Origin of the sequence: Ralstonia nicotianae, from assembly GCF_018243235.1 — a bacterium.
Classification (GTDB): Bacteria; Pseudomonadota; Gammaproteobacteria; order Burkholderiales; family Burkholderiaceae; genus Ralstonia; species Ralstonia nicotianae.
The window spans coordinates 321379-340483 of the sequence record NZ_CP046674.1 but is presented as its reverse complement, the minus strand read 5'-3'; the positions used below and the strand labels follow the sequence as shown (position 1 = coordinate 340483).

The following is a 19105-nucleotide window of genomic DNA, read 5'->3' as shown; positions in this document are numbered from 1 at the left end:
TGATGGCCACGATGCTCCGGCGCGCCCTTCCGGCGCCTGCGCACCTCTGGCGGCGTGGCCGCGCGGCCTTGCTGCTGTGCGCCACCGCCATCGCACTGCTGACCACCTCCGACCGCGCGCAGGCCGACCGCACAACCCGGGCGCTGCCGCCCATGGGCCACCCGCTGATGCCGTCTGCCGCGGCACAGATGGCAAGCGGCACGCCGGCGGCGGCGATCGCGTTGTGGACGCTGGCCGTGCTCTCCATGCGGCACGTGCAACTGCGCCGCGAAAACCGGCGGCGGCGGCGTGCCGAAGCCGACCTTGCCCGGCAACTGGACTTCCACCACAGGCTGCTGGAATCGCTGCCGTTTCCGCTGGCCGCCCAGGACACGCAACACCGCTACGTGGCGGTCAATGCCGCGTTCTGCCACCTGTTCGGCCAGCCGCGCGAAGCACTACTCGGACACACCCCCGCGCATCTCGGATGGCGTTGCGCACACACGGCCGCACGCGCGCAGGACATCGACCGCCGCGCGACCGCTGCCGGCCAGGGCGCGTGCGAGGCACTGACCATCACGGCCGCAGACGGCCGCGAACGCCACGTCCTGTACTGGGTGGCGCCGGTCCACGGGCTCGATGGCCGACCGGGCGGCACGGTGGCATCGCTGATCGACATCGACGGGATCCGTGACGCGCAGGCGCCCGCCGAACAGCGGGCGCAGCGCCTGCATGAGCTCACCGAATCCCTGCCGGCGCTGGTGTGCCAGTTCGAGATGCGACCGGGCACGGCGGCGCGGGGCCGGATGCGCCATCTCGCCGGCAACGCCAGCGAGACGCTGGGTGCACCGGCCGGCAAGGCGCGGGGCCGCCTGCCCTCGCCCGCGCGGTTGGTCCATCGGGATGACCGCCAACGCATGCGCGGCACCGCGCTGCAATCCGCCGCGCAGCTCACGCTGCTCGATCAGCAGTTCCGGCACGGGAACGGCGACGGCCCGGTCCGCTGGCTACATATCCGTGCGCGTCCCCGTCGCGGAGCCGACGGATGCACGGTCTGGAACGGCTACCTGCGCGACGTCACCGCAGAGCGCGCGCAGGCCGATGCGCTGGTGTCGGCCAGGCAGGCGGCCGAATCCGCGCTGCGCGCCAAGGACCGCTTCCTGGCCACGATGAGCCACGAGATCCGCACCCCGATGAACGGCGTGCTCGGCCTGGTGGAACTGCTGCTGCAAACCCGGCTGGAACGCGAGCAGCAGCGGATGATGACACTAGTGCAAGAGTCGAGCCGGGCGCTGTTGCACGTCCTCGACGACATCCTCGACTACGCAAAGATCGAGGCCGGCCGCCTGTCCATCACGCCCGCGCCGACCGACCTGCGCGCACTGCTCGACAGCACGGTCGGCCTGCTGGCAAGCCGCGCCCATGAACGGTCGCTGGCGGTACGGGTGGACGTGGATGCAGCCGTGCCGGCCACGGTGTCGGTGGACGGTATGCGCCTGCGCCAGGTGCTGTCCAACCTCCTGTCCAATGCCATCAAGTTCACCGAACACGGCAGCGTGCGCCTCAGCGCCAAATGCATGGAAACGGCCGCCGACACGGTCCACCTCATCATCCGGGTCACCGACACCGGTATCGGCATTGCGCCGGAAGCCCAGGCCACGCTGTTCACGCCATTCGTACAGGCCGACAGCACCATCACACACCGCCAGTGCGGCACCGGCCTCGGTCTGGCCATCTCGCGCCAGCTCGCCCGGCTGATGGGCGGTTCGCTCGACATGGACAGCACGCCGAACGTCGGCACGACGCTCACGTTGCGACTGGAGGTGCCGGTCGTCGACGCACGCTATCGGCTGCCGCGCCTGGCGAGCGCAACGGTGCGCGTGGCCGTCGACGACGACACCTGCCGCCACGGGCTTGAGCAGTTTGCCGTCGCGGCCGGGTTGCGGGTCGTCCATACAGGCACTGCCGATCTCACTCTGGTCGACAGCGTACGCGTGCCAGCGGATGCGCCCCGCATCGTGCCCGTCACCGGAGACGCGCCCTACACCGGGCCCGGCCGCAGCATCCCGCGGCCGGAGGCCCTCAGCACCAATCCGCTGAACTGGCAGGCGTTCGTGCAGGCCTGCGATACCGCGCTCGCCCGGCCCGCCGATGGCCACGCCGCCAACGGCATGCCCAAGAGCCGCACCGTGCCGGAGCCGGCACCCGCTGCCGAAACCCCGGGCATGCACATCCTGGTCGCCGAAGACCACCCGATCAACCGCGAGCTGATCACCAGGCAACTGCGGCTGCTTGGCTACCGCGTAACCCTGGCCGAGGATGGTGCCGCCGCACTGCAGCGCCTGTGCGAGACCCGCTTCGACGCCCTGCTGACCGATTGCTGCATGCCGCGGCTGGATGGCTTCGATCTCGCCCGGCAAATCCGCCAGCGGGAACAGCAAGCGCCCGGCGGTCGACGCCTGCCGATCCTCGCCATCACGGCAACCACGCTGGCCGAGGAACACGCCCGCTGCCGCACGGTCGGCATGGATGGCTACGTGCTCAAGCCCACCACCCTGGCCACCCTGCAGGATGCCCTATCCAGGCTGGGGAACGCCGCAGTCTCGCCCGATGCGGCCAAGGCCCCGGCAACCGCGCCGGACAACGCGCTCGCGTTCCGCCTCGACGACCTGCGCCAGACCTTGGGCGATGGCCCTGCTGCCGTCAGCCTGATCCGCGTGTTCACCACCGCACTGGGAGACGACGCGAGGCAACTGGGCGGGTTGCTCGCCACGGCGGACCGCCCCGCCCTGCGCAAATGGACACACCGGACCGGTGGTGCACTGGCGCTGCTGCACCACACCGCCGTCGATGCCGAGATGTCAGCGTTCCGGCACGCCGTGCATAGCGCTGATGACACTGGGCTCCGGCAGGCCGGCGCCCGCATGCTGCAACTGCTCGCGCACCTGCAAGGCGTCATGCGGCTGGCCGAAACCCCCTCGCCGGGCACCGCCCCCACATGCCAATGACGGATTCACGAGCGCCATCCATTTCAAACGCATCCCGCGACACTTCTAGACAGGTTGTTCCAATCGCCCGCCTGCCCAAGCTGATCTCGGAGATCGAGGCCTATGCGGCGGCCAACGGCGAGGCGCCGTCGCCTTCGATCCGGCGCAAGCGGTCGACGGCAGCCGGCGCAGCCGGGTCCTGACCCGGCCCCCTACCGTGAAAGCAACGTAAAAATGGATGACGCGCGCCCCATGACCGGGCGCGCCAGGAGACACTAAGACCTGTTCGGGGGCCCGTTCGGTGCCGGCGGTTCGTGCAGATGCTCGATGACCTGCGCCACGCGCTCGCCCAGGTACTTGTTGGCGGCCAGCTCCAGCGCACGCATCAGCTCCACCTCGACCGCCACTACCGCCAGCGGCCGGATGCGCCAGATCACATCGACCAGCCGGGGCACGTCTTCCGGTGGCGGCAGCTGACCTTTCTCGTACTTGTCGAGCTCGCGCACAACCATGGAGACGAGGTCATCGGCAACGGCCTGCGTATGCGGACGGGCCCGCTCGATGATGTCGAGCACCTCCTCGAGCGGAAAGCCGGCCTGGGCCATCTGCGCGCCGGCCATCAGCAGCTTGGGATTGCGGGCCAGATAGCCGAGGCCGTCCGGCTCCAGCAGGCCGAGCCCGATGGCACGGGCCAGTGCCTGGCGCGAGATCGAGCACCCGAACAGCTTGGCCAGCGCCAGCAGCGAGAAATGCTTGGGGAACGCGTCCGACCACGGGCTACTGATGGCGGCTTCGAGCCCTAAGATGGAACGCAGGTCATGGCCTTCGACGAGGGCCTTGAGCAGTTCCTGGATGTTGGCGAGCGTGTAGCCGCGCGCCAGCAGATGATTGATCAGTTTGAGCCGGCCCAGATGTGCCTGCGTATAAATGCCGACGCGGCCGCGCCGCTCGGGCGGGTCGATCAGGCCGCGGTCCTGGTAGGAGCGGACGTTGCGGACAGTGGTGGCGGCCGCGCGCGCCAGTTCATCGATGGTGAACTCGCTCACGAGCGGAACAGCAGGCGGACCGGCATCGCCGGTTGGTTTGCGGGCAGGCATGCAAAAAATTCTACACGAGCGCTACGAGACGACCGCGCTGGCGGCCGGGCCATTCCGGCCGGGCACGGCGAGGAGACCGTCGATGTGCGAGCTGACCTTGCGTCAACGATTCTGGGCCATCCGGGTGGCGGGCGGGCTGTTCGCAGCTCTGTCGCTGCAGAGCTGCGCGAGTGCTGGTGACGAAACGGCCGGTGGCATCGCAGCAGCCAAGGCGAAGCAACTGGAGACGGCCCGTCAGCAGGCACGCGCGCCATTCTCCGCCGGCGAGATCGCCACGCGCGAGGTCCGACCCACCACGCTGCGCGACTCCGACCAGTCCGATACCATCGGCTACCTGCGCCACGTCGACTTCCGCTTCGACGGCGGCGTCGGCTTCCTGGTCAACCAGCTGACGCTGCGCCTGGTCCCGCGCCGGCCGGGCGATCCGGTCTGGCTCGACGACGTGTCGTCCTACGCGCTGCAGCCCGTCAGCGGTACGGTGCGCGTGACGGCCGACCACATGGCGGCGTTGTTCAATACGGTGGTGTTCGCGCGGGGTCCGGGCAACGATCCTCCCCTGCGCCGCTTTGCTTTCGCGCTCGACGACAGCACGCTGACGATGCACGCCGAGATGCGCCGCCGCGGCGCGTGGGTGTCGATCGAACTGCGCGGCCCGGTCATGCTGCGCGATCCGCAGACCCTCGTGTTCCATCCCAATGGCGTCAAGGTCCGCGGGCAGGACGCCGGCCCGCTGCTGGACGCCGCCCACATCGAGCTGGCCGACCTGCTGCCGGTCTCCACGCCGGCCGTGCAGTTGATCGGCAGCGAGATCGTCATGCACGTGCCCGCGCTGTTTCCACCCCCGGCGATCCAGCTGAAGCTGACCGCGATCCGCGTCGCGCACGACGGCCTGGCCATGCAGTTCGGCGACGGGGCCCCACCGCTGCCGCCGCTGGCCAACGCGGCCGACGCCCGGCACCCGGCACCCGGCACCCGGCACCCGTTCATCCTGTTCCGCGGCGGCGACGTCCGCTTCATGCGCTCAATGCCGATGAACACCCGCATCGACATCGTGGTCGCCGATCCCGCGCGGCCGTTCGTCTTCAACCTGTACCACTACCGCCGCGAGGCCGCCGCGCGCGGCATTACCCGCATGGACGCGGACGGTACGCTGCGCGTCGACCTCGCCCCGGTGCCGGCCGTGCAATAGGCCGGCGCGACGTTCCGGCCCGCTATTTCTTGCAGACGGCGCGCAGGATCGCCTCGCCCTCGGTACGTGGCACGACGGCCTCCCAGCTTGGCGCGTCGATGGTCTTGGCCAGCACCGTGCCGTGCTGGCCGTCCTGGATCAGCGCGCTGACCGGCAGGATGCGATCGTTCTTGCAGTCGTACACCGAAGTGCGCGAATCGTACTGGTAGGCCTTGCCGTCCGAGAGCTTGCGCGGCGCATCGTAGGCATCGCGCGTGGTGGCGCGCACGGTGCCGTCGGCATTGCGCTCGACGGAATCCTGGTCGAGGTAGAGCGTGCCGGCATTGTCAGCCAGCGGGGCAAGCTTCACCCAGTTGTCTGCGGCCAGCACCGGGAAACCAGCCATCATCAGGGCGACGGCCATCCAGCAGGCCACCATGGTTCGATCGTGTTGCATTGCCAACCTCCGTTCGCGTCGTCCAAGGCGCACGCGACCGCGGCGCCGCTCCGGCATCGCGTGCCGCACATCCGCACAGGGAATAGCAAGCGGCGTACCGCGGCGATCCCGCCCACCGTGCAGGCAACAAAAAGCCCGCTCGCGGCGGGCTTTCCTGGAGCGCGACGGGGCGCGTTACTTGGCAGCGGCAGCCATGAAATCGACGGCGGCCTTCACGTCGTCATCCGAACCGGCATAGGTGCCCTTCGGCGGCATGGCACCCTTGCCGTGCAGCGCGATATCGTACATCTTGGCCTTGCCCTCGGCGATGCGCGGCGCCCAGGCAGCCTTGTCGCCAAACTTGGGAGCACCGGCCACACCGGCGGCGTGGCACATCTGGCAGGTCGAGTCGTAGACCTTCTTGCCGATGTCGCCGGCGGCGGCTTGCGGCGCTGCCGCAGCGGCGGGCGCGGCCGGGGCTGCGACTGCGGGGGCCGCAGCAGGTGCGGCAGCCGGAGCCTCCGACGCCTGCGGTGCGGCCGCCGATGCCGGCGCCGCAGCACCGGCGGCCGGCGCGGGCGGTTCCTGCAGCTTGCCGCCGCCCGAATTGGCCATGTAGACGATCGCGCGCTCGATCTCGTAGTCGCTCACGTCATCCGGCGAGGTACCGCCGCGCGCGGGCATGCCACCCTTGCCGGCAAGCGCCACCTTGGTCAGGCCGTCCAGGCCTTGCGGCAGGCGCGATGCCCAGCTGGCCGCATCGCCAAACTTGGGCGCGCCGGCCACGCCCGCTGCGTGACAAGTCGCGCAGACTTCCTTGTAGAGTTGCTCCCCGGTCTTATAGACGTGCGGCGCGTTCACGTCCTTCAGCTCGAGATGCGCAACCGGCTTGATCCGATCATTGACGGCCTCTTCCGACATGCCGGAACTGCCCGCGCCCTCCTTGACACCAAGGCCGACATAGTTGGCCAGCAGGATGATGACGAGAATCGGAACAGCAAACGCGGCGATCACCGCGATGATCAGTTGCTTGGGGGTCTTGATCAGGGGCTCGTGTTCGTCGTGCTGCGCGTCGCTCATGCTCAACTCTCAGGATGGTGGAACCGCTCACAGCGACCGTCTGGACGCTACCGGCTTCAATCACGAGCATCGCCGGCAACGCGTGGGGCCGCGACGGAGGGCAGGAAGACCGTGCGATGCCGCCGCATGGGTCCGGACAGACCTGTCCCCGCATATTTTCTTGGCAAATATCGCGCGATTATAGCCGTAATGCCTGGCCGTTTGACACGCGGGAGAGCCCGTAGCATCACCCTTTCGACGTGGATCAAATCGGCGACGACGTGCACGCCGTCATCCGGACACGATGGACGGCCGCGGGCAAACACGCTATCCTATGCGACTTGCCTGCCGGCACGTTCTGTGCCGACTTGCGCCCGTAGCTCAATGGATAGAGTACTGCCCTCCGAAGGCAGGGGTTGCTGGTTCGATCCCAGCCGGGCGCGCCAAACCCTTCAAGGGTTTCCGCTGTTTCTGCGTCACCTCCCCTTTTTGTACGGCCGAAGACGGCCATGTCACCCCAAGCTGCGCCAGTGCCGGTGTCGTAAGCAACCGCATCCATTGCACGAGATGGCCCACCGGCAGGTGCGCATGGCACCCGCCGCACGCTCGCCACATTTCCCGACCACCCGACGCCTTGCTGACTTGCAACGGCTTGCCACGCTCCGCATGTCCGCATGCGATGCCGATCGGGCGGTTCGGCTGCACAGGAACATCCACGCCAGTGTCTTTCCAGGGAGGCCGCATCGTAAATGTTTACTTGTTTCTTTATGTATACAAATAGTAGTAATAAATAACACCCCATCCTTTCTGTGGGCAACGCCAGAAAACACTTTGATTTCAATAGCTTGCCGGATGTAAAACCGGATGGACGGCATGTGGTGTCGCGTGGATGGCGTTGATGGCTGGCTCCGCGACCGGTCGACAGGCCCGCAAGTTGTTCTGACGCCATCGACAGGCAGGCCACAAACAGCAAACAAGCTTTCCCGGTAGTTGCCCACAGCCGCAGGGCGAGTTATCCCCAATGCGGAAGCGGCCTACCCCGCGGAATTCACTGCGCGCCGGGTTTTCCGTCCGCTTCCGCGCGTTCCTCAGAGCATCTTCTGAACGTCGTTCAGTGATCGGTCCAGTTGCCTCTTCAGCGGCGCCAGCAGGCAATGCAGGCTGTGGCATTCCGCCGACCGCTCGCTCCGCAGATCCAGCAGTTGCAGGATGCCCGCGAGACCCGCGCTCACGTTCAGCAGTTGCGAACACGCCTGCTCCGTGGTCTCGCAGATCAGTTCGCTCACGACATCGAGTTGCCGCACGGCATCCGCGTCCGGTGCCTGCACGCGCTTACCGGCTTTCCCGGCCTGCGCGGCGAGCTGCGCGATGAGCTGGCGTTGGCGCACGAACGCCAGCAATTGCGGGGAACAGTTCGGCTCACGCATACCCAACCTCCGCAGGTGAGGGTGAGATGGCGGCGTCCAGCACGGCGGTACGGCGGATGGAAAATGCGACTCGCCCGGGACGAGCGCAGGCATCAGGCATAGCAGCCTCCTAGAACGGGGATGGAGGCCCGTCGCTCATTTCCACGTGAGGGTGGCGGGCCCGGCGGCGGGGGTGGAAAAACCGGCGTTCTAGGAAACCGGCCAGCACACGGCTGCCCCGCCCGGCCCGCCAGAGACTGCATGGGCGTGCGCGTGCACAACGGACAAAAAAAGCCGCGAGCGCGGCGTCCGCCTAGAACTCGTCGGGCTTCCACACCCGGTCACCGCTGTTTCGATGACGAGCCCATTCTTGGTGATCGGCCCGGAGGGTGTCAACCTGACGGCACAACAATTTACGACTGCGTGCGCCCGCTCATCCCGCATCCGCGGCGCATAGCGATGCGATTGCAGGTTTCCCTCCCCGAGACGGAGATCTGCAGGAACAGCTTGGGCACGCCGTCCGGGATCTCCCCGTCGACCGGGATGCCATAGCGGCGCAGCGCGTCGAGGTCCAGGCTGCGTCGTTTCGTGGTAACGCGTCGGCCCGACAAAGGCGACGCCGATGATGGAGAACATTGATGCGGCGCAGATGCCGCCCGCCCGGTGCTGTGCCAGAATGCATGAGCGGAAAACGGCGCACCGACGCCGTCCGCAGTCCCCGAAGCCTACCGGTGCTTGCACGGGCAAGCGTCGAGGACGACCAACAACACACTCCCACAAAGGAATCAGCAATGTCCAACCGTCGTCTATTCCTGAAGAGCATCCCCATCATGGCCGCCGCGGGCGCCGTCGGCATGGCGGGCCTGGCCCGCGCGGCGAATCCGATGGTCGCGGAGACCGATCCGCAGGCCGCCGCCCTCGGCTACAAGGCCGACACGACCAAGGTGGACCAGGCCAAGTATCCGAAACACGCCCCGGACCAGCACTGCGGCAATTGCGCGCTCTACCAGGGTGGCACGGCAGCCCAGGGCGGCTGCCCGCTGTTTGCCGGCAAGGACGTCGCAAACAAGGGCTGGTGCAGCGCCTGGGCGAAGAAAGCCTGAGCGCCGTCCACCCGCGCGGCAAGCGACAACGGACCCTGCGGGGTCCGTTGTCATTGGTGCGCCGGAAAGGGACGGATTTACAATGCGTGCCATGGCCTTCACCTTCACACCCACCGTCCTGGTCATCGATGACGAACCGCACATCCGGCGCTTCGTACGCGCGGCGTTGGAGGCCGAAGGCTGCGAGGTGTTCGAGGCCGACCGCGTCGCGCGCGGCCTGATCGAGGCCGGCACGCGGCAGCCCGATGCCGTGATCCTCGATCTCGGCCTGCCCGACGGCGATGGCATGTCGTTGATCCGCGACCTGCGCACGTGGACGGAAGTGCCGGTGCTGGTCCTGTCCGCCCGTGTCGACGAGCGCGACAAGATCGACGCCCTCGACGCCGGCGCCGATGACTACCTGACCAAACCCTTCGGCGTGGGCGAGCTGATCGCCCGCCTGCGCGTGCTGCTGCGCCGCCATGCCAAGCGCGGCGAAGACGGCGGCAGCATCATCGCCTTCGGCGACGTGCAGGTCGACCTGGCCCGCCGCCTGGTCAGCCGCAACGGCGAGCCGGTGCACCTGACGCCGATCGAATACCGCCTGCTGGCCGTGCTGCTCGGCCGGCGCGGCACCGTGATGACCCATCGCGAACTGCTGCGCGAGGTCTGGGGCCCGGCGCATTCGGACAGCAGCCACTACCTGCGCATCTACATGGGCCACCTGCGCCACAAGCTGGAGCGCGACCCGGCGCGCCCGCAGCACCTGCTGACCGAAGTCGGCGTCGGCTACCGCTTCGCCGCCTGAGCCTTACTGCTCCCGGATACCGGCCGCGTGCACGATGCGGCCGTTGCTGTCGTATTCCGCGCGGATGGCGGCGGTGAACTGCTCGGGCGTGCCGCCCACCGGCACCACCGAAGCCTGCGTGAGTCGATCGCGCAGGTCCGGCGCGGCCAGCGCCTTGTTGATCTCGGTGTTGAGCCGCGCAATGATCGGTGCGGGCGTCTTGGCGGGCGCGAACACGCCGAAGGTCGAGGCCATGTTCGCCTTGGCGTAACCCAGTTCGGCGAAGGTCGGCACCGTAGGCAGCGCATCGAGCCGGTGCGGTGCACCCACCGCCAGCGGCCGCAGCTTGCCGCTGCTGATGTGCTGCATCAGGGTCGGGCCGACGTTGGTCGACATCACCTCCACCTGCCCGCCCAGCGCGTCGGTCAGCTGCTGGCCGCCGCCCTTGTACGGAATCAGCGTGATGTCTACATGCGCCTGCACCTTGACCTGCTCCAGCGCCAGATGACCGACCGTGCCCATCCCCGAGGTCGACCAGCGGATCGTGCCCGGCTTGGCGCGCGACTGGGCCAGCATGTCGGCAAAGCTCTTGCCCGTGAAGGAAGACGTGCCCAGCAGGATCATCGGCGCGTACATGACGTTGACCACCGGCGCGATGTCCTTCTGCGGGTCATACGGCAGCTTGCCGAAGTGCGGATTGAGGGTAAGCGGGCTCACTGCGGAAAAGCCCAGCGTATAGCCGTCGGGCGCCGATTTGGCCACCGCATCCATGCCGATGCTGCCGCCGGCGCCGGCACGGTTCTCCACCACCACCGGCTGGCCGAGCTGGGCCGCCAGCTTCTCGCCCAGCGCGCGCGCGACGTTGTCCGAGATGCCCCCGGTCGGGTACGCGACGATGATGCGGATCGGCTTGGTGGGGTAGTCCTGTGCCAGGGCAGGCGCGGCGGACAGCAGTGGCGCGCCCAGGCATAGCAGCATGGCGGCCGCACTCAGGCGGCGACGGGTGGAGCGGACAGCGACAGCGGAAGTGACAATGGCGTCAGACGTCATGGCGCAATGGTGAGAGGTCAGCGGAAAACCAGCATTTTAGGCGGATGCCCGGGCCGGCACGCTTGGCGTACCCAAAGAAAAAGGCGCCCGAAAGGCGCCTTTTCCATTCCTGATCGAGAAACTGCGCCGATCAGAAGATGTGACGGATGCCTGCGCCCACACCGATTTGGTTGGTCTTGGCGTTGATGCCCGTGCCCGTGCCGCCCGGCTGTTCCGGAATGGCAGCGTTCTTGACCTTGTCGTAGGCCACGGTGCCGTACACCTGGGTACGCTTGGACAGCGAGTACTCGGCAAGCAGGACACCGGTGTAGCGCTTGCCGTCGTTGCCGGCGTCCAGCGCAGCGTTGCTGATGCTGTCGTAGTAGAACGCACCCGTCAGCGCCAGCGCCGGCGTGACCTGGTAGGTCAGGCCAGCCAGACCGATGTGGTCGCGACGCTTGGTGGCGCCCGGGGTCAGACCAGGACCCGATGCGTTGTTATACAGGTTCAGGCCAAAGGTGCTGCGGTCGCCCGCGCAGGTGCTGCTGTTCACGCAGCCCGTGTTATCGCTGCTGTCGATGTAGCCCGCGAACAGCTTGGCAGCACCAATGGTGTAGTTGCCGCCGATACCCCACACCTTCTGCTTGTTGCCGGCGGCGGTGGAATCCTGCTGTTGCTGGTAGAACGCGCCGATCAGGGCCGGGCCGAATTCATACGACACCGCGCCGCCCATGTAGCGGTTGTTTGCCGTGCTGCCGGCCTGCTCGCCGAAGCCGTAGCCCAGGCCAACGTACAGGCCGTTCCACTTGCCTTCGTACTTGAGCATGTTCGACACGCGCAGACCCGTCACGCCGTAGTAGAGCCACGAGTTTTCGTCGTAGTTGCCCACGCCCAGCGGGTCGAAGTTGCCGCCCATCGTGAAGCCGAAGTTGTATTGGCGGCCCATCGTCAGCGTGCCGTAGTCCTTGTTGGACAGGCCCACGAAGGATTGACGGTTGAACAACCCGCCGCTGTTGACGCGGCCGGTGTCCGGATCAAAGCCGCTTTCCAGCACGAACAGCGCCTTGTTGCCGCCACCCAGATCTTCCGAGCCTTTCAGACCCCAGCGGCTGTTGGACACCGCGCCGTTGTCCATACGCAGCAGGCTGTTGCCGGCTTGGTTCGCGTTGGTGGTGTAGTGAATGGTGGCATCGACAATGCCGTACAGCGTCACGCTCGATTGGGCGTAGGCCGAACCTGCGAACAGGGCGCCGACTGCAACCAGAATGGCAGACTTTTTCATGTGGGCTCGTTGAAAAGAAAGTGTGTCAAACGCCCGCTCCCGTGTGCATGAGGCGGGCTCCTCCAGATTTCCCGTGTTTCCTTGTTGGAAACGCCGGGGAAATTTAGCAAATGGCATTAAGTGCGGTAAAGCAATTCACAGAATGATTCGCCCAAGTGTGGTAAGCGCGCATCGTTCCTAATGCATCGCACCAAAACGGCCTCCGGCAAGGCTTGCCGCCTCGTTATGCCCTGCTGTGGTGCACAAAAATAAAGGCTGATTTGAAAAGCGGCGAGAATTAAACAAAAGGGTCGAGAAGCAATCCTGTTAAACCCTGAAATTGAGCGTCATTCACACCGGCTTGCATCGTTTCAGCGCTCACAACAAACCGTTCGTCGCACCACCGTGGATACGTCCGCCCCCCTGGCCTACGCTTCAGGCCGTGGCAGGGCATCGACAAGACCACGCACTCAGAACAGCACCGAAAATCCGTTGAAGAAGGAGTTCGCCATGCGACTCAGGCAGATTGGTATGGCCGCCCTGCTGACGGCGGGCGCCCTGGCGGCGGGCAGCGCATGGGCGCAGGCCGCACGCATCGAGGTGTTCGGCCAGGCGGCGCGGGAAGCACGTGATGTCTACAGCGATGGTGGGCGCACCGGTCGTTTCGATACCTACACCGAAGGTGCCCGCGCCCGTTTCGACCCCTATACCGAAGGCATGCGCAGCGACCCGGCCGGCCGCGCCCGCGAAGCCGGCGGCACGGTTTACGGCTACCCGGTGCCGAACTGATACGGTCACCGGTGGCGCGACTCAGGGCATCCTCAATTTCCCGCTCTTGGCCCGATCGAGCCCTGCCGGCGTTGCGCCGGCAGGGCTTTTTCATGGGAGCCGATCGCGGAGACTTGTCCGGCGTGATCGGCGGCGCGCATGGGCGGGCCCCGTGTGCCGCCTCGCCGCGATGTTACCGGGCGCCGCCCACGCGGTCGCGCGAGACGTCCATGATCATGCGCGACAGCAGATACAGGCGCGGCACGATGGAGTTCAGGTCGACATATTCCGCCTCGTTCGAGTGCGCGCCGGCGCCGGCCAGGCCGAAGCGCTCGAGAACCGGCGCCTGTGTCCTGGAGGCGGCGAATGCGGCGTCGGTGCCGCCGCCCTCCGCCTTGTCGTCGATCTCAAGCGACTTGCCGAGTTCGCCGTAGATCTTCTGCGCATGTTCGCCGAGACGATGCGACGCCGGCGTCGCCTCCAGCGGCGGCCGGCGGCGTTCGAACCGGACCGTGACCAGCGTATCGGGGATCAGCCGGGTCTTGATGCGCTCGTTGATGGTGTCTTCCAGCTTGTCGGCGTCGGCCGCGCGTAGCAGGCGCACATCGGCCTGGGCGCTCGCGGTGGCGGGGATCACGTTGCGGTTGGTGCCGGCCTGGGCCAGTGTCCAGTTGACCTTCAGCCCCGTCTGCGGGTTGGACAGGTCGCGCAGTTGCAGCACCTGGTGAGACAGTTCATACAGGGCGTTGCGGCCCTGCTCCGGTGCGCCGCCCGCATGGGATGCCTTGCCCTTCACATCCAGCAGGATCGCGCCGATGCCGCTGGTGGCAAGCGACAGCTTGTCGGTGCTGGCACGCGTGCCCTCGCACGAGAACACCGCATCCTGCTCGGCGCCCAGCTTGGCCAGCAGGGTGCGTGCGCCGGGCGAGCTGATCTCTTCGTCGCCGTTGATCAGCACGGTCAGCGTGCCGTACTGCTTGAAGCCGACCGACTGCAGGATGGACACCGTGTGCAGGATCACCGCCACGCCGTTCTTGTCGTCGGCAATGCCCAGACCGTAGGCGCGGTCGCCGTCGATGCGGAACGGCTGCTGCGCCAGCATGCCCTTGAGGTACACCGTGTCCATGTGCGCGATCAGCATGATGTTGCGCTTGCCCTCGCCCTTGAAGCGCGCCAGCACCATCTTGCCGATCTTCTCGGGGGTGTCGGCCATGCGGTAGGCGTGGTCGGTGGGGTCGACCAGCTTCACGTCACCGCCCAGCAGGCGCAGGCGGTCGGCGATCACGCCTGCGATCCTGTCCAGGCCCTCGAGGTCCCTGCTGCCCGATTCGATCGACACCAGCGTCTTCATGGTGTCGATCAGGGCCGGCTTCTCCTGCTGGGCGCGCTTGTAGATCTCGGCCGGCGGCACGGCGGCCGCCTGGCCCGCGGCCAGCGCGCCGGCCGCCACCAGCAAGGACAGCATGACCGGGCGCACTCCCCGCGCGAACGACGTGGCTCTCATGGAAGTTTCCTCACCTGTTCTCTTAGTTATGGTTTGCAACAAAGCACCGATTTTCGCACGGCGGCCCGGGGGCCATCGGCGGTGCCATCCCCTGTTCGGATGGGGATGCGCGGGAAGATGACGCACCTCAAATGGAATATCGGCCGTGCTGAGCAAAACGACAGCATGCCCCCTGCACAGTCGCTACAATTGCCGCCATGCAATACATCCATGTCGTCAACGGCGATGTCGCCGGCGCCGCGCTCAAGCAGGCGCTTGCCCAGGCCGGCCGCCCCGATTCCGTTGTGGTTCTGCGCGACGATCTCGCCGTCGGGCCGCTGGCCGACGTCGACGGCGTTGCCATGGCGCGCTCCGGTTTCTGGCAGCGCGTGGCGCCCAACAGCAATATCGATTTCGCCAGCGAGATGCACGGCGCGCTGGCGTCGCTGGCCGAGCTGCGCGAATCGACCACCGAAGTGGCGATCTGGCACGGCCAGAGCGCGTCGGACCAGCTGATGCTGCGCCGGGTGGCATTCCACCTGCACCAGGCGCCGCAGCGGATCAACGAAATCGGCATGGACGTGCGTGAGCTGGACCTGCCCGGCGCCCAAGGCGCGCTCACGACCATCGGCATGTATCCGGGCGCCCGGCTGGCCCGGCGCTTTTCCACGATCGCGCCGGTGTCGGTGCTGCGCATCGGCCGGCTGGCCTACGAATGGCAGCAGACCGTGCGCGAAAACGCCGACGTGCGCCTGTGGAAGGGCAACACCCTGGTGCCGGTGTCGTACGCCACCGTGGACGAAGTGATCCTGGAGCACGTGCCGACGGACTGGGCCTCCGCGCGCGACGTGGTCGCCAGCATCATGGGCGCCATCGACGGGCTGCTGGCCAGCGACTGGTTCGTGTTCTGGCGCTGCCGCGAACTGGTCGGCAGCGGGCAACTGCTGCTGCGCGGCGAGGCCGACTCGCTGACCACCTGCGAACTGCGTCGCAACGTCAGCGTCGCCGTCTGAGCCCGATCCGTTCAAGTCCGGCCGGCCCGGGCCGTTGAAGGAAGAAGTCCGGCGCGCCGGCGCGCTGCTTCACGCCCTCCTTCATTCTTCACCGACTCTCCTCATTGTGTGCCTTCAGGCCGATGCGCTTCGGCCGTCAATCCGGAAGCAACACCAACTATCCCGATCCGGGGGGACACATCGTGAGCATCTCATCTGTCAGCAGCAGCAGTTCGCTCTATACCAGCGCGATCCTGTCGTCGACCAGCACCAGTTCGACGTCTTCCACCAGTGACGCATCGAGCACGACGCCGGTGCGCCGCCATCATGGCGGCGGCGGTTTCATGCAGGCGATCGAGCAGGCGCTGAGCCAGCTTGGCTTGTCGACCTCGTCCACGTCGTCGACCTCGTCCGCTTCGTCGACCAACAGCACCAGCAGCACCAGCAGCACCAGCAGCACCACGGGCACCAGCAGCACGACCAGCGCCTCCGCGCCGCCGCCTCCGCCCGGCGGCATGCCGCCCCCGCCGCCCGGCGACGATGGCGACAGCGACGACAGCAGCAGCTCGACCGTCGGCCAGGACATGCAGAAGCTTACGCACGACCTGTTCTCCGCCCTGCAGAGCGCCAGCAGCAGCTCCACCTCCAGCAGCAGCGACAGCTCGTCGTCCAGCACCAGCAGTACCAGCAGCACGTCGGGCTACGGCTCCGACCTGGCATCGGGCCTGCAGAGCCTGATCTCGCAGCTCAAGAGCGGCGATACCTCGTCGTCGAGCAACAGCGCGCTGTCGACGCTGCAGTCGGACTTCCAGAAGCTGGTCAGCGACATGCAGGGCTCGGGCAGCAGTTCGAGCAGCGCCAGCACCACCGGCAGCACGTCTTCGTCGAGCAGTTCCAGCACGCCGTCGCTGACGGATTTCCTGGAAAAGCTGGCGCAGAGCGTGGCCGGTCAGTCGGCCTCGTCGATGGCGGTGGGCAGCAACATCAGCGTCTACGGCTGACACGCGGGCAGGCGCACGGGGTCAGCCCTCGTGCGCCGCCGGTGTCCCGGCGGCGTCGCCGTCGCCGGCATCCTGCGCATCCGCTCCGGCGGTGTGCGGGCCGCCTTCGCCCCAGGGCATGCCGCTCTCGCGCAGGCGCTTGCGCTGGAGCCGGTCGCGCCGGAACATCTCGGCCAGTTCCTCGCGGCCCTGCTGGGCGAGCGGCACCAGCTTCTTCTGGTCTCGGTAGACCGGGTAGAGCTGGTCCATCGAATTCAACGCATGGCGCCGGAAGGTCTGCGCCACGCGCAGTGCCTCGTAAGGCTCTTTGCCCAGGCCCTCCAGCACGTGCCGGGCCAGTGTCAGCGAACCCTCGAACATCTCCCGCTCGATCCCCTCGACCCCACGGTCGCGCAGCTGGTACACGTGCGACACGTTGCGTGCGCGCACGTAGAGCTTCAGGCGCGGAAAGCGCTCGCGCACGCGGTCGACCACTTCCAGGCTGGTCTCCATGTCGTCGATGGCGACCACCATGATGCGGGCCGTATCGGCGCCGGCTGTTTCCAGCAGGTCCATGCGCGTGGCATCGCCATAGAACACCTTGAAGCCGAAGCGCCGCACCATGTCGACCTGGTCGGGATCGTGGTCGAGCACGGTGGCGGTATAGCCCTGGCTGTACAGCAGGCGGCCGACGATCTGCCCGAAGCGGCCGAAGCCGGCGATGATGACCTCGTTGTCCTGGGGGCCGATGGCGTCCGGCGCGCGCGTCTTGCCGGCCATCAGGCGCGGCGCCAGGATCTTGTCGTGGAACAGCAGCAGCAACGGCGTGGCCGCCATCGACAGGGCCACCACCAGGTTCAGCGTGGCCGCCGTCTCCGCGCCCAGCACGTCGCCCGCCACGCCGGGGCCGAACACCACGAAGGCGAACTCGCCGCCCTGCGACAGCAGAAAGGCAAACAGCCATGCCTGTCCCCGCGCGATGCCGAAGCGCATCGCCAGCAGGCGCAGCGCGCCGATCTTCACCACCAGGAACACCGCCACCAGCAGCACCACCGCCAGCGGCTGGCGCATCAGCACACCGAAGTCGATCGACATGCCGACCGCGAGGAAGAACAGCCCGAGCAGCAGCCCCTTGAAGGGCTCGATATCGGTCTCCAGCGCGTGGCGGTATTCGGAATCGGCCAGCAGCACGCCGGCGATGAAGGCGCCCAGCGCCATCGACAGGCCCACGCTGTGCATCAGCAGCGCAATGCCTACCACCAGCAGCAGCGAGAACGAGGTGAACATCTCGCGCATGTTGGTGCGGGCGATCGCGCGCAGCACCGGCCGCAGCATGGTCCGCCCGCCGAAGATGACCGCCGCCACCACACCCACCGCCTTGGCCGCCGCCAGCCAGTGGTGACCGCCCGCGGTGTCGCCGGTGTCGGGCGCGAGCAGCGGCAGCAGCGCAATCATCGGGATGGCGGCAATGTCCTGGAACAGCAGGATGCCGAAGCTCGCCGTGCCGGCCGGCGTGCGCATCAGGTTGCGCTCGGCGAGCGTGGCCAGCGCGATGGCCGTGGACGACAGCGCCAGCCCGAGCCCCGCCACCACGGCCGCGCGCCATGGGTGGCCGACGGCCATCACCGCCAGCCCGACCGCCAGGGCGCAGACCACCAGCTGCAGCCCGCCGTAGCCGAAGATGCTGCGCCGCAGCGACCACAGACGCGCGGGCTCGAGCTCCAGCCCGATCACGAACATCATCAGCACGACGCCGAATTCGGAGAAATCCAGGATCGACTGCACATTGGTGATCAGCCGCAGACCCCACGGCCCGACGATCACCCCGGCCAACAGGTAGCCGAGCACCGAACCCAGTCCCAGTCGGCGTGCCAGGGGTACGACGGCCACCGCCGCAGCCAGGTAGATGACGAAATTGGCGAGCAGATCGTGCGATTGCATGGAGCGGAATCGAGAAGAAGGGTCAGGCCGGAATCAGGCGGGTACAGCCGCCAGCCATGGCTGCAGGCTGGCGCGTACCTGCTCGAGATGGGCATCGAGCACTTCGGGCGAGGCGTCGTCGGCGTCGTGCAGCACGTGCGGCGGCAGCCAGTGCATGCCGCACAGGGCGGCGGTCTGCTGCAAGGGCAACAGAAACAGGTCGAAGGCGTGGCCGTGGATGCCGTCCCGACTGTAGGCGTGCGCGCGGCCGCCGGTGGTCGCCAGCACCAGCATGTGCTTGCCTCGCAGGGCCGTGCCGCCCGGCCCGTAGGCCCAGCCCATCTCCAGCACGACATCCAGCCACTCCTTGAGCAGCGATGGCGTGGCATACCACTGCACCGGAAACTGGAGGACCACCAGGTCGGCGGCTTCCAGCGCCTGCTGCTCGGCGCGCGCGTCGATGTCGAACTCGGGGTAGTGCCAGTAGAGATCGTGCAGGGCCACGCCGGGCAGGCCGGCCAGCATGCGCGCCAGCGGCTTGTTGGCGCGCGAGCGGCGCGGCGCGGGATGCGCGTAGATCACGAGAATGCGCGGCGGATGCATGGGGATCGGGAAAGTCAGGAGGCGGTGCGTCTTGATGACGCATCTTCGCACGGCTATCGTGGCGCGGC

Annotated in this window: 17 protein-coding genes and 1 tRNA gene; 8 read left to right on the top strand and 10 right to left on the bottom strand. The window is 67.4% G+C overall.

Annotated features, from left to right (window positions below; genetic code table 11):
- The first annotated feature begins 2 nt into the window (after positions 1–2).
- Positions 3–2987, top strand: coding sequence for a PAS domain-containing hybrid sensor histidine kinase/response regulator (locus GO999_RS01480; RefSeq protein WP_211906495.1), 2985 nt, complete (start codon positions 3–5; stop codon positions 2985–2987).
- A gap of 254 nt (positions 2988–3241) precedes the next feature.
- Here GO999_RS01480 and GO999_RS01475 read toward each other — a convergent pair whose 3' ends face one another.
- Positions 3242–4063 (bottom strand): MerR family transcriptional regulator, encoded by an 822-nt coding sequence (locus tag GO999_RS01475; protein ID WP_211906494.1) that lies wholly within the window; start codon positions 4061–4063, stop codon positions 3242–3244.
- On the opposite strand from GO999_RS01475, the gene GO999_RS24575 reads away from it, so the two are divergent.
- Positions 4062–5252: a hypothetical protein gene (locus tag GO999_RS24575; RefSeq protein ID WP_249215049.1), complete on the top strand. Its 1191-nt coding sequence runs from the start codon at positions 4062–4064 to the stop codon at positions 5250–5252. The two genes, GO999_RS01475 and GO999_RS24575, sit on opposite strands and share 2 nt — an antisense overlap.
- A 22-nt stretch (positions 5253–5274) precedes the next feature.
- On the opposite strand, the gene GO999_RS01465 is transcribed toward GO999_RS24575, so the two are convergent.
- Together GO999_RS01465 and GO999_RS01460 are read right to left on the bottom strand one after the other, a co-directional pair.
- Entirely contained in the window at positions 5275–5688 is a 414-nt protein-coding gene (locus GO999_RS01465; RefSeq protein ID WP_011002976.1) for a surface-adhesin E family protein, read from the bottom strand.
- Between the two features lie 174 nt (positions 5689–5862).
- The gene (locus GO999_RS01460; RefSeq protein ID WP_011002977.1) at positions 5863–6747 is read right to left on the bottom strand and encodes a c-type cytochrome; all 885 of its coding nucleotides are present in this window, start codon (positions 6745–6747) and stop codon (positions 5863–5865) included.
- Positions 6748–7096: 349 nt separating this feature from the next.
- On the opposite strand from GO999_RS01460, the gene GO999_RS01455 reads away from it, so the two are divergent.
- Positions 7097–7172 (top strand) — tRNA-Arg (locus GO999_RS01455).
- A 642-nt stretch (positions 7173–7814) separates the two neighbouring features.
- On the opposite strand, the gene GO999_RS01450 is transcribed toward GO999_RS01455, so the two are convergent.
- The gene (locus GO999_RS01450; RefSeq protein ID WP_011002978.1) at positions 7815–8153 is read right to left on the bottom strand and encodes a DUF1484 domain-containing protein; all 339 of its coding nucleotides are present in this window, start codon (positions 8151–8153) and stop codon (positions 7815–7817) included.
- A gap of 770 nt (positions 8154–8923) precedes the next feature.
- Between GO999_RS01450 and GO999_RS01445 the strand changes: the two genes are divergently transcribed.
- Positions 8924–9235, top strand: a complete 312-nt coding sequence (locus GO999_RS01445) for a high-potential iron-sulfur protein (protein WP_011002979.1) — start codon at positions 8924–8926, stop codon at positions 9233–9235.
- 82 nt (positions 9236–9317) lie between these two features.
- Positions 9318–10022, top strand: coding sequence for a two-component system response regulator KdpE (gene kdpE, locus GO999_RS01440; protein ID WP_011002980.1), 705 nt, complete (start codon positions 9318–9320; stop codon positions 10020–10022).
- A gap of 3 nt (positions 10023–10025) precedes the next feature.
- On the opposite strand, the gene GO999_RS01435 is transcribed toward kdpE, so the two are convergent.
- Together GO999_RS01435 and GO999_RS01430 are read right to left on the bottom strand one after the other, a co-directional pair.
- Complete coding sequence (locus GO999_RS01435; RefSeq protein WP_016721987.1) at positions 10026–11051, bottom strand: Bug family tripartite tricarboxylate transporter substrate binding protein; 1026 nt, start codon at positions 11049–11051, stop codon at positions 10026–10028.
- A gap of 130 nt (positions 11052–11181) precedes the next feature.
- Complete coding sequence (locus GO999_RS01430) at positions 11182–12312, bottom strand: porin (protein WP_011002982.1); 1131 nt, start codon at positions 12310–12312, stop codon at positions 11182–11184.
- 489 nt (positions 12313–12801) lie between these two features.
- Between GO999_RS01430 and GO999_RS01425 the strand changes: the two genes are divergently transcribed.
- Positions 12802–13080 (top strand): hypothetical protein, encoded by a 279-nt coding sequence (locus tag GO999_RS01425; protein WP_011002983.1) that lies wholly within the window; start codon positions 12802–12804, stop codon positions 13078–13080.
- Between the two features lie 172 nt (positions 13081–13252).
- On the opposite strand, the gene GO999_RS01420 is transcribed toward GO999_RS01425, so the two are convergent.
- Positions 13253–14563 carry a M20/M25/M40 family metallo-hydrolase gene (locus GO999_RS01420; protein ID WP_058908056.1) on the bottom strand — a complete coding sequence of 437 codons (1311 nt, stop codon included), beginning with the start codon at positions 14561–14563 and terminating at the stop codon, positions 13253–13255.
- Positions 14564–14760: 197 nt separating this feature from the next.
- On the opposite strand from GO999_RS01420, the gene GO999_RS01415 reads away from it, so the two are divergent.
- Positions 14761–15555, top strand: coding sequence for a DUF1835 domain-containing protein (locus tag GO999_RS01415; RefSeq protein ID WP_011002985.1), 795 nt, complete (start codon positions 14761–14763; stop codon positions 15553–15555).
- Positions 15556–15859: 304 nt separating this feature from the next.
- Here GO999_RS01415 and GO999_RS24570 read toward each other — a convergent pair whose 3' ends face one another.
- Complete coding sequence (locus tag GO999_RS24570; protein WP_249215048.1) at positions 15860–16120, bottom strand: hypothetical protein; 261 nt, start codon at positions 16118–16120, stop codon at positions 15860–15862.
- On the opposite strand from GO999_RS24570, the gene GO999_RS24565 reads away from it, so the two are divergent.
- A complete protein-coding gene (locus GO999_RS24565; protein ID WP_019718942.1) occupies positions 16119–16535 on the top strand; it encodes a hypothetical protein in 417 nt (138 codons plus the stop codon). The two genes, GO999_RS24570 and GO999_RS24565, sit on opposite strands and share 2 nt — an antisense overlap.
- 21 nt (positions 16536–16556) lie before the next feature.
- Here the strand turns inward: GO999_RS24565 and kefC are convergent, their stop codons facing one another.
- Both kefC and kefF read right to left on the bottom strand, forming a co-directional pair.
- Positions 16557–18455: a glutathione-regulated potassium-efflux system protein KefC gene (kefC, locus tag GO999_RS01405; protein ID WP_071507736.1), complete on the bottom strand. Its 1899-nt coding sequence runs from the start codon at positions 18453–18455 to the stop codon at positions 16557–16559.
- Between the two features lie 33 nt (positions 18456–18488).
- Positions 18489–19037, bottom strand: coding sequence for a glutathione-regulated potassium-efflux system oxidoreductase KefF (gene kefF / locus GO999_RS01400; RefSeq protein WP_020425264.1), 549 nt, complete (start codon positions 19035–19037; stop codon positions 18489–18491).
- Positions 19038–19105 lie beyond the last annotated feature (68 nt).